Raw genomic sequence first — 16,467 nt, 5'->3', positions numbered from 1 at the left:
TGTCCCGATCGCACGGGGCCGGCCACGAAGCCAGACCGGCGCGATCAATATTTCGACCCCAGATGCTGCTTCACTCCATCATCCTGATGCCGTTCATCGGCAGTCTGCTGGCTGCCTTGATGCCGGAAAACGCGCGCAATCGCGAAGCCTGGCTGGCTGGCGCCGTCGCCGTATATGGCCTTGTCGCAGGCGGCTCACTGTACTCCACCGTCACCGCAGGTGAGGTGGTGCGCGAAAGCACCCAGTGGGTGCCCGCGCTCGGCCTGGAGTTCGCCTTGCGGGTGGACGGCCTGGCCTGGCTGTTCATGATGCTGATCGTGGTCATCGGCCTGCTGGTGGTGCTGTACGCGCGCTATTACATGTCGCCCGAAGACCCGGTGCCGCGCTTCTTCTCATTCCTGCTGGCCTTCATGGGCTCGATGCTGGGCGTGGTGATGTCGGGCAACCTGATCCAGCTCGTGGTGTTCTGGGAGCTGACCAGCGTTACCTCTTTCCTGCTCATCGCCTACTGGCACCACCGCGCCGACGCGCGGCGCGGTGCGCGCATGGCCTTCACCGTCACCGCTACCGGCGGGCTCTGCCTGTTTGCCGGCGTGCTGGTGCTCGGCAACATCGTCGGCAGCTATGACATCGACGACATTCTGGCCGCGGGCGAGCTGGTCAAGCAGCACGACTACTACATGGTCGTGCTGGTGCTGGTGGCACTCGGCGCACTCACCAAGAGCGCGCAGTTCCCGTTCCACTTCTGGCTGCCGCACGCCATGGCTGCCCCCACGCCGGTGTCGTCGTACCTGCACTCGGCCACCATGGTGAAGGCTGGCATCTTCCTCTTGATGCGCCTGTGGCCGACGCTGGCTGGCACGCCGGAATGGACGTGGATCATCGCCGGCGCCGGCGTGTGCACCATGCTCATCGGCGCCTTCGTGGCCATTTTCCAGCACGATCTCAAAGGCCTGCTGGCCTATTCCACAATCAGCCATCTGGGCCTCATCACCGTGCTGCTCGGCATGGGCACACCGCTGGCGATGGTGGCGGCGGTATTCCACACGCTCAACCACGCCACGTTCAAGGCCTCGCTGTTCATGGCCGCCGGCATCATCGATCACGAAACCGGCACGCGCGACATGCGGGTACTCAAGGGCCTGCGCCACACGCTGCCGATCACCGCCACGCTGGCCATCATCGCCAGCGCGGCGATGGCCGGCGTGCCATTGCTCAACGGCTTCCTCTCCAAAGAAATGTTCTTTGCCGAGACGCTGCTGGTGGGCTCCGAGCACAACTGGTGGATGTCCGCTGCGGCCGTGGCGATGGGCATCTTCAGCGTGGCGTATTCGCTGCGCTTCATCTCGGTGTTTTTCGGCAAGCTCACCGAGAAGCTGCCGCGCGAACCGCATGAGCCGCCACGCTGGATGCGCTTCCCGGTCGAACTGCTGGTGCTGGCCTGCCTGATCGTCGGCATCATCCCCGGCATCAGCGTTGGCCCGCTGCTGCACTCGGCCGTTGCCTCCGTATTGGGCGACGCAACGCCCGAGTTCAGTCTGGCGGTGTGGCACGGCTTCAACGTCCCGTTGCTGATGAGCTTCATCGCACTGGGCGGCGGCGTGCTGTTCTATCTACTGCTGCGCCGTCGGCTGGGGCTGGACACGCGCGAGCGGGTGCCCCTGCTGCATCGCCTCAACGGCGCGCAGGCCTATGAAACCACCATGCTGCGGCTGACTTCCGCCGCATCCTTCCTGCTCGACCGCCTCAGCACCACCCGCACCCAGCCACAGTTGCTGCTGATGATGTGCCTGCTGATCGCCGTGCCGCTGTTGCTGCTGACCTCCATGCCGCAGTGGATCACCCGCCCGCTGTCCGGCACCGATCCTTATTTCGTCACCATGTGGGTAATCGGCTGCGCCTGCGCGCTGGCCGGCGCCTGGATGGCCAAGTTCCACCGGCTGGCCGCCCTGGCCTTGATCGGCGGCACCGGCATCGTCACCGCCCTCACCTTCGCCTGGCTATCGGCGCCTGATCTGGCGCTGACTCAGTTGATGGTGGAAACCGTCACCACCGTGCTGATCCTGCTCGGCCTGCGCTGGCTGCCGCCGCGCCTGAGTTCAAAAGGCTTCGACACGCCAGCGCCGGCCACGGTGTGGGTGCGCCGCACGCGCGACATGAGCGTTGCCGTGCTGGGCGGCTTGGGCATTGCCGCACTGAGCTACGCCATTCTGGTGAGACCTGCCACCGACACGATTTCCGACTTCTTCCTGATGCGCGCCCTCACCGAAGGCGGCGGCAGCAACGTGGTCAACGTCTTGCTGGTGGATTTCCGCAGTTTCGACACCTTCGGTGAAATCACCGTACTGGCGATCGTTGCGCTCACCGTGTACGCGCTGTTGCGCCGCTTCCGCCCATCGCCCGACAGCGCGGAGATTCCGCCGCAGCAACGCAACCCCATCGACCCGGCCTCGCAACAAACGCCGGCCGAGCAAGCCAACAGCGGTTATCTGATGATTCCGGGCATCTACCTGCGTTTGCTGCTGCCCTTCATGCTGGTGATCTCGGCCTATTTCTTCATGCGCGGCCACAACCTGCCGGGCGGCGGCTTCGTTGCCGGGCTGGTGTTCGCCGTGGCCATGCTGGTGCAGTACATGCTGGCCGGTGCGGTGTGGGTGGAAAGCCATCTACGCCTCAACCCGCACCGCTGGTTGAGTTACGGCCTGCTGGTGGCGGGCCTCACAGGCCTTGGGGCATGGGCCTTCGGCTTCCCCTTCCTGACCACGCACACGGCGCATTTCGACCTGCCGTTGCTGGGTGAGGTGCACGTGCCAAGCGCCTTCGTGTTCGACTTCGGCGTTTTCGGGGTGGTCGTCGGCACCACCATCCTGATGCTGGTCGCGCTGGCTCACCAGTCGGTGCGGAGCCACCGCCACACCGGCGAAACCACCACCGGGGGAGAACGCTGATGGAAGCCACAATCGCCATCGCCATCGGCGTGCTGTTCGGATGCGGCATCTGGCTGATCCTGCGCCCGCGTACCTTCCAGGTCATCATCGGCCTGCTGCTCATGTCGTACGCGGTGAACCTGTTCATCTTCGCGATGGGCCGGCTGTGGATCAACTCGCCTCCCATCACGCTCGAGCCCGGGCTCGACCCCACGATAATCGCCGACCCGCTGCCGCAGGCGCTGGTGCTCACGGCCATCGTCATCGGCTTTGCCACCACGGCGCTTTTTCTGGTGATGATGATCGGCTCACGCGGTCTGACCGGCACCGACCACATTGACGGCGAGGATTCCGATTCATGAATTCCATCGCCTGGACGCAGCACCTCATCCTGCTGCCCATCCTGTTGCCCCTGCTTGTCGGTGCCGTGCTGGTGCCGATCAACGAAGCGCGCCACGGTCTGAAGTTCGGCATCAACCTTGCCAGCACGCTGGTGACGCTGGTGCTCGCCTGCGTGCTGCTTGGGCTGGCCGACAGCGAGCATTTCGAAGACGGCATCGGCGTGTATCTGGCGGCCAACTGGTCGGCACCGTTCGGCATTGCGCTGATGCTCGATCGCCTGTCGGCGCTGATGCTGCTGCTCACTTCGGTGATTGCGCTGGCCGCACTGGTGTTCTCGATGGAGCGCTGGGCGCGCGTCGGCGTGCACTTTCACTCGCTCTTCCAGTTCCTGCTCACCGGTCTGAACGGCGCCTTCCTCACCAACGACCTGTTCAACCTCTTCGTGTTCTTCGAGGTGATGCTGGCTGCGTCCTACGGCCTGGTGCTGCACGGCTACAACGTACGCCGCATCCGCGCCGGCATGCAGTACATCGTGATCAACCTGGTGGCGTCCTTCCTGTTCCTGATCGGCGTGGCGCTGATCTATGCGAGCACCGGCACGCTGAACATGGCCGATCTGGGCGCGCGCATTCCAGGCCTGCAGCCGGACAAGCTGCTGTTCCTGCAGATCGGCGCAACCATTCTTGCGCTGGCCTTCCTCACCAAGAGCGCGATGTGGCCGCTGGGCTTCTGGCTGCCGCGCGTCTATACGGCGGCCTCGCCGTCCGTGGCCGCGATGCTCGTGCTGATGACCAAGGTGGGTGTGTATGCCGTGCTGCGGCTGTGGACCACCGCCTTCTCGCCCGAGGCCGGCGACGCGGCGGGCTTCGCGCTGGAGGCCTTGCTCATCGGCGGGCTGGTGACCATCGGCTTCGGCACGGTGGGCATGCTGGCGAGTGAAGAAGGCCCCCGCATGGCAGCCTACGGCGCCATCATCTCGTCCGGCACCTTGTTGGCGGTAATCGGCTTTGGTGACGCGGCACTGCTCACGGTGGGCCTGTACTATCTGCTCGGCTCCACGCTGGCCACCGCCGCCTTCATGATGCTCAGCGAGCTGGTGGAGCGCATCAAGCCGCCCGGCTTCGCGCTGCTGGCGGTCACCATGGAAGCCTTCGCCATCGAAGACAAGCCCGAAGAGCCCGTGGGCGTGGGCATCCCCGGCTCGCTGGCCTTCCTCGGGCTGGCCTTTGCCGGCTCGGCGCTGGTCATCACCGGCATGCCGCCGCTGTCTGGCTTCGTGGCCAAGTTCGGCCTGTTCCACGCGATGCTCGACCTCACTCCGCCCGAAGGCCCGGTGTCGGTCTTCGTATGGACCACCATGGCCTTGCTGGTGCTGTCGGGCTTTGCCGGCGTGGTGGCGCTGATGCGCTTTGGCGTGCGTACCTTCTGGGCGTCGGGCGCAGTCGCTGCACCACGCCTAAGCGTGTCGGAAGCCACGCCGGTGCTGTCGCTGCTGTGCCTGTGCATTGCGCTGACCATCCTCACCGCGCCGATGCTCGACTACCTTGGCCGCACGGTGACCAGCCTGACCGACCCGGCCGGCCAGGCCGCCCGCGTGCTGGGTGAGCAACCGGTGATGCGCCTGATGCCGGAGGGCGCACGATGAAACGCTACATCCCCTCGCCCCTGCTGACGCTGGCCTTGCTCATCACCTGGTTGCTGCTGAACCAGACGGTGGCCTTCGCGCACATCCTGCTTGGCACCGCGCTGGGCATCGCGGCGCCGCTGTTCGCGCGCCCGCTGCTGCCGCACGGCCATGCGCGCATCCGCCGTCCGCTGGCGCTGTTCAAGCTGCTGTGGCTGAGCCTGATCGAAATCGTGCGCTCGTGCTTCAACGTCAGCCGCGTCATTCTGTTCGCACGCACCGACGGCCTGAACTCGCAGTTCATCCGCATTCCGCTCGACATGAAGAGCCCGCACGGGCTGGCCTTTCTGTCGTGCCTGATCAACTCCACCCCCGGCACGGTGTGGGTCGAGCTGTTGCCCGACACGCACGAGCTGGTGCTGCACGTGTTCGACCTGCACGACGCGCAGTGGTGGATCGACACCATCAAGACACGCTACGAGCAGCCGCTGATGGAGCTGTTCGAAGGCACCGTACCGGAGACGAAGCCATGAACACCTTGCTCGCCTTCTCCATCGGCTTCGCGCTGTTCAGCGTGGTGGCCGCCATGCTGCTGTGCACGCTGCGCCTGCTCATCGGCCCCACCGCACAAGACCGCGTGCTGGCGCTCGATACGCTGTGGATGTGCGCCATGTTGCTGGCCATCGTGCTGGGGGTGTATTTCGGCAATCTGATCCACTTCGAGGTGGCCTTGCTGATTGCGCTGATCGGCTTCGTATCCACCATCGCGCTGGCCAAATTCCTGATGCGTGGCGAGGTGATCGAATGACCGCAGCGGCTGAATTGCCCGCCTGGGCTGCACTGCTGGTGTCGCTGCTGTTGCTGCTGGGCGGCGCCATCACCTTCATCGGTGCGCTGGGGCTGGTGCGCTTGAAGCATTTCTACCAGCGCATCCACGGCCCGGCCATCACCATAACCTTGGGCGCCGGCTGCTTCCTGGTGGCCTCGATGATCTACTTCACGGTGTCGAGCGAGCGGCTGGTGATTCACGAGCTGCTGATCACCGGCTTCGTGCTGATGACGGCGCCGGTGGTGGCCATGCTGATCATGCGTGCCGCCGTGTATCGCGATCTGCGCTCGGGGCGCCGCGTGGCCTCGGGCAAGCCGGGCGACCCGTACTTCTACCCCGACGAATCCATTCCCGAGCAAGAAGAAGCCACCGAAGCCGCCAAGCCCGACTGAGCGGACACCACGGCGGCACCGCTCACAGCGTGTTGAGCGGAATCTTCAGGTAGCGCACGCCATTGTCCTCGGCCGGCGGCAGTTCGCCGGCGCGGATATTCACCTGCACCGAGGGCAAGATCAGCACCGGCATGTCCAGCGTGGCATCGCGCTTGGTGCGCATGGCTACGAACTCATCCTCGCTGATGCCGTCATGCACGTGAATGTTGCCGGCGCGCTGATCGGCCACCGTGCATTCCCACTTCGGCGCGCGGTCATCCGGCGGGTAGTCGTGGCACATGAACAGACGCGTCTCGGGCGGCAGCGACAGGATCTTGCGCGTCGAGGCGTACAGCACGCGGGCATCGCCACCCGGGAAGTCGCAGCGCGCCGTGCCCACGTCGGGCATGAACAGCGTATCCCCCACGAACACCGCATCGCCCACGTGATACGCCACGCACGCGGGCGTGTGGCCGGGCACGTAGAGAATTTCGGCCTCCAGCTCGCCGATGTGAAAGCGCTCGCCCTCGGCAAACAGGTGATCGAACTGCGAGCCGTCCATGCAGAACTCCGGCTCGAGGTTGAAGATGTCGCGGAACACCTTCTGCACGCGCGTGATGTGGCTGCCAATGCCGATCTGCCCACCCAGTTGCTTGCGCAGATACGGCGCCGCCGAAAGATGGTCGGCGTGGGCGTGGGTTTCGAGAATCCACTGCACCTTCAGCTCATTCGCACGCACGTAGTCGATCACCCTGTCGGCTGACGCAAAGCGCGTGCGGCCCGATTTGGGATCGTAATCAAGCACCGAATCGATGATGGCGCATTGACTGCCCCGGCCGGCATGCACCACGTAGGTCACCGTCCCGGTTTGCGGTTCGAACAGGCCACGGACCTGCGGGCGTTGGCTGGGAGTACTCACGATACGTCCTTGTTCGTTGCGATGATTCAATATATTTACTAATAGTTTATTAGTAAATATATTGTAATTATCTGATAAACACCGCCCGATTATGGACCAGCAAGCCGTCACCCTCCAAACCATGCAGAGCAACGCTGCACGCGCCTGTCGGCTGATGAAGGCGCTGTCCAACCCCGACCGGCTGATGGTGCTGTGCCGGCTGTCGCAAGGCGAGCTCAGCGTGGGCGAGATCGAAACCGCGCTGGGCATCCGCCAGCCCACGCTGTCGCAGCAGCTCACCGTGCTGCGCGAGGAAGAGCTGGTGCTCACCCGCCGCGACGGCAAGAACATCCATTACCGCATCGCCAGCGACGAAGCTCTGGCGGTCATCCAGGTGCTGTACGACCAGTTCTGCAACAAGGAGTCCCGCACATGAGCATCGATTGGGCCAACTTCACGCCGTGGGCGTCGCTTGCCGGCGGCGTCCTCATCGGCATTTCGGCGGCGCTGTTCGTGCTGCTCAACGGTCGCATCCTGGGCGTCAGCGGCATTCTGGGTGGCCTGCTGCAACCCAGGCCGGGCGACACCTTCTGGCGCGTGGCCTTCGTGCTAGGCCTGCTGGCCGCGCCGTTCGCGTATGCCCTGCTCGCCCCCGCCGGCTTCATGACCGACCGCAGCATCGACGCCGGATACGGCCTCATCGTGCTCGCCGGCCTATTGGTGGGCATCGGCACGCGCTACGGCTCGGGCTGCACCAGCGGCCACGGCGTGTGCGGCCTGTCGCGCCTGTCGGTGCGCTCGCTGGCCGCCACGCTCACCTTCATGGCGGCAGGCTTTGCGGTCGTCTTTGTCGTCCATCACGTGCTCGCCTGAGGAGCCCACCATGCCCCGACTCTCCGCATTCATCGTCGGCCTGATCTTCGGCCTCGGCCTGCTGCTCTCCGGCATGACCGACCCCGCAAAGGTCATCGGCTTTCTTGACCTCTTCGGCACCTGGGACCCGTCCCTGGCCTTCGTCATGGGCGGCGCCATCGGCGTTGGCGTGGTGCCGTTCGCACTGGCAAAACGCCGCAAGCAAAGCCTGCTCGGCGAGCCCATGCACCTGCCCAAGGCCACTCAAATCGACAAACGGCTGATCGTCGGCGCGCTGACCTTTGGTGCCGGCTGGGGCCTGGCCGGCTTTTGCCCCGGCCCGGCACTCGTCACCATGGCCGCTGGCGAACTCAAGGCGCTGGTCTTCGTGGTGGCCATGCTGGCGGGCATGGCGGCATTCAACCTGCTGGAACAACGCAGCGCCACACACCGCTAAGCGTACAAAAAGGCCTTAAAGGCAATTTTTACCAAAATTGCCTTTTGGTCTATCATGGAGCCATCACAACGCCCCTGCGGAGGCTCCATGAGCACCCTCGCCGCCCCCCGCGACATCCTCGCCCAACTGCCCCACGCCGCCGCCTCCGACGTCAAGAAGCTCGGCTGGCGCGGCGTGATGAAAACCGTGCGCAGCGATGGCAAGGTGGTCGTCACCAACCACAGCGAGCCCGAAGCCGTCATCCTCTCCACCGAGGAATACGCCCGCCTCGTGCAGCTTGCCGAGCAAGCCGCCCCGCGCGCCGAAGACGCCCTCGCCACCCTGCGCGCCGACTTCGACCGCCGCCTCGCCGCCCTCAACGCACCCGACGCCGCTGAAGGCCTGCGCAACGTCATGCGCCGTGGCGCCAAACTCGAAGGCAAGGTCAAGGCCGGCACGGGTCATTGATGGCTCGTCCCGTCCTGTACGTACTCGCCGGCGTCAACGGCGCCGGCAAAAGCTCCATCGGCGGCCACCTGCTGCACAAAGCCGGCCTGAGCTGGTTCAACCCCGACACCTTCGCCCGCGAACTCATCGCCGCCACCGGCTGCGGCCAGACCACCGCCAACAGCCAGGCCTGGCACGAAGGCATGCGCCGCCTCGACACAGCACTCGCCAACGGCCAGAACTACGCCTTCGAAACGACGCTGGGCGGCGACACCGTCGCGCAGAAAATCCTCGACGCCACCCGCAGCCACGACGTGCTGATGTGGTTCTGCGGCCTCGACTCCCCCGAACACCACATCGCCCGCGTGCGCGCCCGCGTCACTTCCGGCGGCCACGACATCCCCGAAGCCAAGATCCGCGAACGCTACCCCCGCGCCCAACTCAACCTCATCGCCCTCATGCCGCATCTGGCGCATCTGCAGGTGTGGGACAACAGTGCCGACGCCGTGTCAGGCGAAGCGGTGGCTGACCCGGTGTTGGTGCTGGAGATGGAAGACGGTCGGCTGGTTTGGCCGAAAGCGGACGACCCGGCCCGGTTCTCGCTGATTCCAGACTGGAGTAAAGCACTGGTCGAAGCGGCCATTCAAAGAGCGCAGTGAACTGCGCCGCTCGGCAATGTCATCCACCGTGGCTGCTAGCCGTCCGATCTGGTAAGTTCCAATTCGCTCGTCCTAATCACATCCAATTTTTCGGCCTGGCACTTACCCCATGAAACTCTCCGAACGGGACGTCTGCACGAAGTTCATCACGCCCGCATTAGTCAGCGCGGGCTGGGACATACAGACTCAGGTTCGCGAAGAGGTCGGCTTCACCAAGGGTCGTGTCATCGTGCGCGGCAAGCTGCACAGCCGGGGCAAGGCCAAACGCGCGGACTATGTCCTGTACGCACGCCCCAATCAGCCGGTGGCGCTCATCGAAGCCAAAGACCAGGGCCACTCCATCGGCGCGGGCATGCAGCAGGCACTCGATTACGCCGACGCGCTGGATGTGCCATTCGTTTTTTCCAGCAACGGAAAGGGGTTCCTGCTCCACGACCGCTCAGGCAGCTTCGGCCAGACCGAAACCGAACTCGGGCTGAGCGAATTCCCTTCGCCGGAATTGCTGTGGCAACGCTACTGCGAATGGAAAGGCCTCGCCGGTGCAGCGCAGGAAACCATGGAAGCGCCGTATTTTGATGACGGCTCCGGGCGTGCTCCGCGCTACTACCAAGCCAACGCCATCAATCGCACAGTTGAAGCCGTCGCGCGCGGGCGACAGCGCATCCTGCTGGTCATGGCCACCGGCACCGGCAAGACCTACACCGCCTTCCAGATCATCTGGCGGCTGTGGAAGTCGCGCGTGAAGAAACGCATCCTGTTCCTGGCTGATCGCAACATCCTCGTCGATCAGACACGCACCAACGACTTCCGCCCCTTCGGTGCGGCCATGACCAAGATCGAGAAGCGCCAGGCCAACAAGGCCTTCGAGATCTATCTGTCGCTGTATCAGGCGGTCACCGGCAACGAGGAAGAGCGGAACATCTACAAGCAGTTCTCGCCGGACTTCTTCGACCTCATCGTCATCGACGAATGCCACCGCGGCAGCGCGGCCGAGGATTCCGCCTGGCGCGAGATCCTCGATTACTTCTCGTCGGCCACGCACATCGGCCTGACCGCCACGCCCAAGGAAACCAAAGAGGTTTCCAACATCCATTACTTCGGCGAGCCGGTGTATTCCTACTCGCTGCGCCAAGGCATCGACGACGGCTTTCTCGCCCCCTACAAGGTCGTGCGCATCGACATCGACCGCGACCTGCAAGGCTGGCGCCCCGCCAAGGGGCAAGCCGACAAGAGCGGCCAGCTCATCGAAGACCGCATCTACAACCAGAAAGACTTCGACCGCACGCTGATCCTGGAAGCGCGCACCGAACTCGTTGCCAGCAAGATCACGGAATTTCTACAAACCACCGACCCCTTCGCCAAGACCATCGTCTTCTGCGAAGACATTGATCACGCCGAGCGCATGCGCCAGGCGCTGGTGAACCTCAACCCGGATCGCATGCGCGAGAACCGCAAGTACGTCATGCGGATCACCGGGGACGAAGCCGAGGGCAAGATGGAGCTCGACAACTTCATCGACCCCGAGAGCCGCTACCCGGTCATCGCCACCACCAGCAAGCTCATGACCACCGGCGTCGATGCCCAGACCTGCAAGCTCGTCGTACTCGACCAGCGCATCCAGTCGATGACCGAGTTCAAGCAGATCATCGGCCGCGGCACGCGCATTAACGAGGACTTCGACAAGTACTGGTTCACCATCATGGACTTCAAGAAGGCCACGGAGTTGTTCGCCGACCCGGCCTTCGACGGCGACCCGGTGCAGATCTACGAACCGGGGCCGGGCGAACCGCCCGTACCGCCGGAAGATGAGCAGCAGACTGACGGCGAAGGCCTGCCGGAAGGCGCCGACTCCGGCAACGAAGTCATCGAAGACCCGCCGCCCGGAGGCCGCACCCGCTACGTCGTCGGCGGCGAGGTCAAGGTGCAGGTCGTCGCCGAGCGCGTGCAGTACTATGGCCCCGACGGCAAACTCATCACCGAATCCCTGCGTGACTACACCCGCAGCACCGTGCGCCGCGAATACGCCTCACTAGACGACTTCCTGCGCCGCTGGTCCAATGCCGAGCAGAAGCAGGCCGTCATCGCCGAGCTGGAAGAACAGGGCGTGCTGCTCGACGCACTGGCCCAAGAAGTCGGCAAGAGGGCCGGAAAAACCTTCGACCCCTTCGATCTGGTCTGCCACGTCGCCTTCGATCGCCCCGCCCTGTCCCGCAAGGAGCGCGCCGAGCAAGTCCGCAAAAGCGACGTCTTCGCCCGCTATGGCGAGCAAGCCCGCGCCGTGCTCGACGCCCTGCTCGACAAGTACGCCGATGCCGGCATCGAGAGCATCGAAGACATCAAGATCCTCACCCTCGACCCGTTCAACCGCATCGGTACGCCCGGCGAAATCATCAACGGCGTCTTCGGAGACAAGAGCGCGTATCTGAACGCCGTGCATGCGCTGGAAGATGAGCTGTACCGTGCTGGCTGATTGAGACTACAATTCAAAAATAATTTATTGAATTGAGGTCACAAATGCACATCAGCGTGCGCGAACTCAAAACCCATCTGTCACAGATTCTCGCCAGCGCACAGGAAGGCGAGGAGATCACGGTCACGTCCCACAAACGCGTCATCGCCCGCATCATCGGAGTCCCTGGCAACCCGGCCGAAAACCTGCCTGCTTCGTGGTCGGAAGCTCAGCGCACCCGCGTGGCCGAGTTGATCCAGCAAGGGCGCCTGCTGTGGAAGGGAGGAAAGCCCGAGGGCGGTCCCGCGCACACGGTCATCCAAGGCAAGACCATGGCCGAGATGGTGCTTGAAGATCGCGGATGATCACGTACTTCGACACATCGGCCCTGTTCAAGCTCTACGTTGCCGAAGCAGGGCGGGCAGAAACGATGCAACTGCGTGACACCAGCGAACAGCTCGCCACAGTGCTGATCACGCACACCGAAATGCAGGCCACCTTCGCGCGTCGCATGCGCGAAGACCCGGCCAGCGCCGATTCGCTCAAGCTCGACCGGCAAGCCTTCCTCCACGACTGGTCGAGCTGGCTGGTCATCCCGGTAGATGCCCCACTGGTCGAACTGGCCGGTCGTTACGCCGAATTGTTTTCACTGCGTGCCTACGACAGCGTTCATCTTGCTGCCGCTCAAATACTGCGCCAGCAAACCGGCATGGAAATCGCGTTTGCCTGTTTCGACCGCCGTCTCAACGACGCTGCCGGCCTGCTCGGCCTTGCCACTCCCTTTCTGAAAGCCTGACCCATGTCCCTCAGCACCACCATCAAATCCATCCAGGACATCATGCGCAAGGATGTCGGCGTCGACGGCGACGCGCAGCGCATCGGCCAGCTCGTGTGGATGTTCTTTCTCAAGATCTACGACGACAAGGAATCCGAGTACGAGCTGCTGGATGATGCCTACCGCTCGCCCATCCCCGAGCCCCTGCGCTGGCGCAACTGGGCGGCCAACCCCGAGGGCATGACCGGCGAGGAACTGCTCGACTTCGTCGACACGCAGCTCTTCCCCACCCTCAAGAACCTGCAGCCCAAGGGCGACGACCAGCGCGGCTTCGTGATCCGTGGCGTGTTCGAGGACGCTTACAACTACATGAAGTCCGGCACCCTGATGCGGCAGGTCATCAACAAGATCGTCGCCGGGCTGGACTTCAACAAGGCGCAGGACCGCCACCTCTTCGGCGACGTGTACGAGCAGATCCTGCGCGACCTGCAGAACGCCGGTAACGCCGGCGAGTACTACACCCCGCGCCCGGTCACGCAATTCATGGTGGACATGCTCGCCCCGGAACTGGGCGAGAAAATCCTCGACCCCGCCTGCGGCACCGGCGGCTTTCTCACCTGCGCCATCGAGTACGTGCGCAAGCACCATCGGGGAACGGTCGAAGACGAGCGCAGCCTGCAAGAGAGCATTTTCGGCATAGAGAAAAAGCCCCTGCCGCACCTGCTCGCCACCACCAACATGATCCTGCACGGGCTGGACGTGCCCACCAACGTGCGCCACGACAACACCCTCGCCCGCCCGCTGCGCGACTACGGCCCGAAAGACCGCGTAGATGTCATCCTCACCAACCCGCCCTTCGGCGGCATGGAAGAAGACGGCATCGAAGGCAACTTCCCCGCCGCCTTCCGCACGCGCGAAACGGCCGACCTGTTCCTCGTGCTCATCATGCACCTGCTCAAACCCGGCGGCCGCGCCGCCGTGGTGCTGCCCGACGGCACCCTGTTCGGCGAAGGCATCAAGACCCGCATCAAGGAACAGTTGCTCGAAACCTGCAATCTGCACACCGTCGTGCGCCTGCCCAACGGCGTGTTCAACCCCTACACCGGCATCAAGACCAATCTGCTGTTCTTCACCAAGGGCGCGCCCACCGAAGAAGTCTGGTTCTACGAACACCCCTACCCGCCCGGCTACAAGAACTACTCCAAGACCCGGCCCATGCGCATCGAAGAGTTCGCCACCGAAAAGGCGTGGTGGAACGCACGCGAGGAAAACGAACACGCCTGGAAGGTCAGCGCCGCCGACATCCGCGCCCGCAACTACAACCTCGACATCAAGAACCCGCACAGCCCAGACGTGGAGTCCCACGACCCCGACGAACTGCTCGCCGCCTACGCCGACCTGCAAGGTCGCATCCAGACCACCCGCGATCAGCTCAAGGCCGTGCTCGCCGCGGCGCTGGAGGGCCGGCAGTGAGCGCCTTGGTGACCGACAACCTGCCGCTGATTGCCACCGCCCCGGACGGCATCAAGCGCCTGCGCGGGCTCATTCTGGAACTGGCCGTGCGCGGCAAGCTGGTGCCGCAGGACCCCGCGGATGAACCCGGCAGCGAACTGCTCAAGCGCATCGAAACCGAGAAGGCGCGGTTGGTGAAGGAAGGGAAGATTCGAAAGCCGAAGGCAGTGGAGGCGGTTGGGGAGGATGAGCGGCCATTTGAAGTGCCAGCAACATGGGAATGGATACGCCTTGCGGAAGTAGCCAATCCTCAAGCGGGCTTTGCATTCAAATCGTCGGCCTTCAACGAGGCCGGTCACGGCTTACCGCTTATCCGAATTCGCGATGTCGGATTTTCAAACCCGAACACATATTTTGACGGGCCTTACCGCGACGAGTTTGTTGTCCATGCCGGAGACTACCTTGTCAGCATGGATGGTCAATTCCGAGTCGCCACATGGCAAGGGCCGCCGGCCTTGCTCAACCAGCGAGTTTCAAGGCTTCAGTTCTATTGCGACCAAGTCGTCCAATCTTTCGTGTCAGCAAGCCTTCAGTTCAGGCTCAACGAACTACAAGGCGTGAAGGCTTACACCACCGTTGACCACCTATCGGGAGGTCAAATAGCGTCAGCCGCAATCCCGCTCCCGCCCCTCCCCGAACAACACCGCATCGTCGCCCGCGTCGATGAACTGATGGCGCTGTGCGACCGCCTCGAAGCCGAACAGACCGACGCCGCCGAGGCCCACGCCCGTCTCGTCGACGCCCTGCTCGCCACCCTCACCGCCAGCCGCGACGCCCGCGACACCGCCGCGAACTGGCAACGCCTGTCCGAGCACTTCGACACCCTGTTCACCACCGAAGCCAGCATCACCGCGCTCAAGCAGACCGTCCTCCAACTCGCCGTCATGGGCCGCCTCGTCCCGCAAGACCCCAACGACGAACCCGCCAACGAACTGCTCAAACGCATCGAAGCCGAAAAGGTGCGAATGGTGAAGGAAGGGAAGATTCGCAAGCCGAAGGCGGTGGAGCCGGTTGGGGAGGATGAGCGGCCGTTTGAGGTCCCACTCGGATGGGAGTGGGCGCGAATCGGATCAGTCGTGACTGATAGTGGCGCGGGCTGGAGTCCGTCCTGCGAGTCTCGATCACGCACCGACGCTCACGAGTGGGGTGTACTCAAAGTGAGCGCCGTTACGTGGGGTAGCTTTGACTCGGATGCGAACAAGGCACTCCCCGCGCACTTGGAGCCGAGGCCCGAGCATGAAGTGCAACCGGGTGATTTTCTGGTTTCACGCGCAAATACAGCCGAGCTGGTTGCGAGAAGCGTATTCGTTGAGACCTGCGCTCCGCGACTCATGCTGAGCGACAAGATTGTGCGCTTGAAATTGGCTTCTATCGTCTCCGGCAGATACATCAACATCGTCAACTCATGCAACCATGCCCGCGCCTACTATGCAGAAGTGGCTGGCGGCACGAGTTCATCAATGAAGAATGTTTCTCGGGAGCAAATATTGAGTCTGCCGTTATCGCTCCCACCCCTCCCCGAACAACACCGTATCGTCGCCCGCGTCGACGAACTGATGACCCTGTGCGACCGCCTGCAGGCCGACCTCGCCACCGCCCGCAACCACCGCGCCCGCCTGGCCGACACGCTGGTGCAGGCGGCGCTGGAGGCGGCCTGAACCATGCCTGCGCCGCGCCCGATCCGGCTGTTCCACATCACGGCCATCGCCAACCTGCCGGCGATCTGCGCGGCGGGCGCCTTGCTGTCGAAGAACCGCGGCGCGGCCAACGGGATTGCGTACCAGAACATCGCTCACGGTGGCGCTCAAGGTGCTCGCGCTGCGCGGCGCCTGCCGGACCCGCCGGGTGGCGGAGTACATGACTTCGTGCCGTTCTATTTCGCGCCGCGCTCGCCGATGCTGATGGCCATCAACGGTGGAAAGGTTGCCGGGTGCGATCTGCGCCAGGCAGACATCGTGCACATTGAAACCACGGTGGAGGCCGTCACCGAACCGGGCGTGCAGTTCGTGTTCTTCGACCGCAATGCCACGCTGGCCTTTAGCACGCCGCATACCGACCTTGCCCGCATTGACGACGCAGTGGCGTGGGACCTGCTGACGGAGCAGCCTCGGCTCGATGGCTTCTGCAAGTACTGGCACACTATGCCTTCCAACGCGCGCTACGTGGACCGGATGGAGCGCCGACAGGCGGAGTTTCTGGTGAGGGACAGCGTGGCGCTCGACGCCGTTACGCGCATCGGCGTGATCGACGCCGAGCGACAGGCCGACGTCTCGGCCATACTGCAGGCAGCGGGCGTGAATCTGCCTGTGGTAGTGATGAAAGACTGGTATTTCCTGGGGCAATGAG

General features: G+C 63.9%; 18 protein-coding genes. 17 read left to right on the top strand and 1 reads right to left on the bottom strand.

The window, feature by feature from the left end; genetic code table 11:
- Positions 1-62: 62 nt before the first annotated feature.
- From AC6H0W_RS08400 to mnhG, 6 genes are read left to right on the top strand one after another with little or no spacing between them, the layout of a single operon-like run.
- Positions 63-2,948, top strand: a complete 2,886-nt coding sequence (locus AC6H0W_RS08400; RefSeq protein ID WP_497576705.1) for a monovalent cation/H+ antiporter subunit A — start codon at positions 63-65, stop codon at positions 2,946-2,948.
- Positions 2,948-3,289, top strand: coding sequence for a Na+/H+ antiporter subunit C (locus AC6H0W_RS08395; protein ID WP_497576704.1), 342 nt, complete (start codon positions 2,948-2,950; stop codon positions 3,287-3,289). Before AC6H0W_RS08400 ends, AC6H0W_RS08395 begins: the two co-directional genes overlap by 1 nt.
- Positions 3,286-4,914, top strand: a complete 1,629-nt coding sequence (locus AC6H0W_RS08390) for a monovalent cation/H+ antiporter subunit D (protein ID WP_497576703.1) — start codon at positions 3,286-3,288, stop codon at positions 4,912-4,914. The genes AC6H0W_RS08395 and AC6H0W_RS08390 overlap by 4 nt, the downstream gene beginning before the upstream one ends.
- Complete coding sequence (locus AC6H0W_RS08385; protein ID WP_497576702.1) at positions 4,911-5,426, top strand: Na+/H+ antiporter subunit E; 516 nt, start codon at positions 4,911-4,913, stop codon at positions 5,424-5,426. Before AC6H0W_RS08390 ends, AC6H0W_RS08385 begins: the two co-directional genes overlap by 4 nt.
- Positions 5,423-5,701 carry a K+/H+ antiporter subunit F gene (locus AC6H0W_RS08380; RefSeq protein WP_497576701.1) on the top strand — a complete coding sequence of 93 codons (279 nt, stop codon included), beginning with the start codon at positions 5,423-5,425 and terminating at the stop codon, positions 5,699-5,701. Before AC6H0W_RS08385 ends, AC6H0W_RS08380 begins: the two co-directional genes overlap by 4 nt.
- The gene (gene mnhG, locus AC6H0W_RS08375; RefSeq protein WP_497576700.1) at positions 5,698-6,114 is read left to right on the top strand and encodes a monovalent cation/H(+) antiporter subunit G; all 417 of its coding nucleotides are present in this window, start codon (positions 5,698-5,700) and stop codon (positions 6,112-6,114) included. Before AC6H0W_RS08380 ends, mnhG begins: the two co-directional genes overlap by 4 nt.
- 22 nt (positions 6,115-6,136) lie before the next feature.
- On the opposite strand, the gene AC6H0W_RS08370 is transcribed toward mnhG, so the two are convergent.
- Positions 6,137-7,012 (bottom strand): MBL fold metallo-hydrolase, encoded by an 876-nt coding sequence (locus tag AC6H0W_RS08370; RefSeq protein WP_497576699.1) that lies wholly within the window; start codon positions 7,010-7,012, stop codon positions 6,137-6,139.
- A 91-nt stretch (positions 7,013-7,103) separates the two neighbouring features.
- Here AC6H0W_RS08370 and AC6H0W_RS08365 point away from each other — a divergent pair, with 91 nt between their 5' ends.
- The 11 genes from AC6H0W_RS08365 to darT all read left to right on the top strand — a co-directional run bounded on the left by AC6H0W_RS08365 (position 7,104) and on the right by darT (position 16,466).
- Positions 7,104-7,427, top strand: a complete 324-nt coding sequence (locus tag AC6H0W_RS08365) for an ArsR/SmtB family transcription factor (RefSeq protein ID WP_497576698.1) — start codon at positions 7,104-7,106, stop codon at positions 7,425-7,427.
- The gene (locus AC6H0W_RS08360; RefSeq protein WP_497576697.1) at positions 7,424-7,864 is read left to right on the top strand and encodes a YeeE/YedE family protein; all 441 of its coding nucleotides are present in this window, start codon (positions 7,424-7,426) and stop codon (positions 7,862-7,864) included. The genes AC6H0W_RS08365 and AC6H0W_RS08360 overlap by 4 nt, the downstream gene beginning before the upstream one ends.
- 10 nt (positions 7,865-7,874) lie before the next feature.
- Positions 7,875-8,300: a DUF6691 family protein gene (locus AC6H0W_RS08355; RefSeq protein WP_497576696.1), complete on the top strand. Its 426-nt coding sequence runs from the start codon at positions 7,875-7,877 to the stop codon at positions 8,298-8,300.
- An 87-nt stretch (positions 8,301-8,387) separates the two neighbouring features.
- Positions 8,388-8,747 carry a type II toxin-antitoxin system prevent-host-death family antitoxin gene (locus AC6H0W_RS08350; RefSeq protein WP_497576695.1) on the top strand — a complete coding sequence of 120 codons (360 nt, stop codon included), beginning with the start codon at positions 8,388-8,390 and terminating at the stop codon, positions 8,745-8,747.
- Complete coding sequence (locus AC6H0W_RS08345; protein ID WP_497576694.1) at positions 8,747-9,385, top strand: ATPase; 639 nt, start codon at positions 8,747-8,749, stop codon at positions 9,383-9,385. The genes AC6H0W_RS08350 and AC6H0W_RS08345 overlap by 1 nt, the downstream gene beginning before the upstream one ends.
- Before the next feature lie 109 nt (positions 9,386-9,494).
- Positions 9,495-11,855, top strand: coding sequence for an EcoAI/FtnUII family type I restriction enzme subunit R (gene hsdR / locus AC6H0W_RS08340; RefSeq protein ID WP_497576693.1), 2,361 nt, complete (start codon positions 9,495-9,497; stop codon positions 11,853-11,855).
- A gap of 44 nt (positions 11,856-11,899) precedes the next feature.
- Positions 11,900-12,199 (top strand): type II toxin-antitoxin system Phd/YefM family antitoxin, encoded by a 300-nt coding sequence (locus AC6H0W_RS08335; RefSeq protein ID WP_497576692.1) that lies wholly within the window; start codon positions 11,900-11,902, stop codon positions 12,197-12,199.
- A complete protein-coding gene (locus AC6H0W_RS08330) occupies positions 12,196-12,630 on the top strand; it encodes a type II toxin-antitoxin system VapC family toxin (RefSeq protein ID WP_497576691.1) in 435 nt (144 codons plus the stop codon). Before AC6H0W_RS08335 ends, AC6H0W_RS08330 begins: the two co-directional genes overlap by 4 nt.
- Before the next feature lie 3 nt (positions 12,631-12,633).
- Positions 12,634-14,082, top strand: coding sequence for a type I restriction-modification system subunit M (locus tag AC6H0W_RS08325; RefSeq protein ID WP_497576690.1), 1,449 nt, complete (start codon positions 12,634-12,636; stop codon positions 14,080-14,082).
- Complete coding sequence (locus AC6H0W_RS08320; RefSeq protein WP_497576689.1) at positions 14,079-15,779, top strand: restriction endonuclease subunit S; 1,701 nt, start codon at positions 14,079-14,081, stop codon at positions 15,777-15,779. The genes AC6H0W_RS08325 and AC6H0W_RS08320 overlap by 4 nt, the downstream gene beginning before the upstream one ends.
- A 3-nt stretch (positions 15,780-15,782) precedes the next feature.
- Complete coding sequence (gene darT, locus AC6H0W_RS08315; protein WP_497576688.1) at positions 15,783-16,466, top strand: type II toxin-antitoxin system toxin DNA ADP-ribosyl transferase DarT; 684 nt, start codon at positions 15,783-15,785, stop codon at positions 16,464-16,466.
- Position 16,467: the final 1 nt, after the last annotated feature.

It is taken from the genome of Pseudazoarcus sp. NS20 (assembly GCF_059703745.1).
This window is presented reverse-complemented; position numbering and strand designations above follow the sequence as displayed.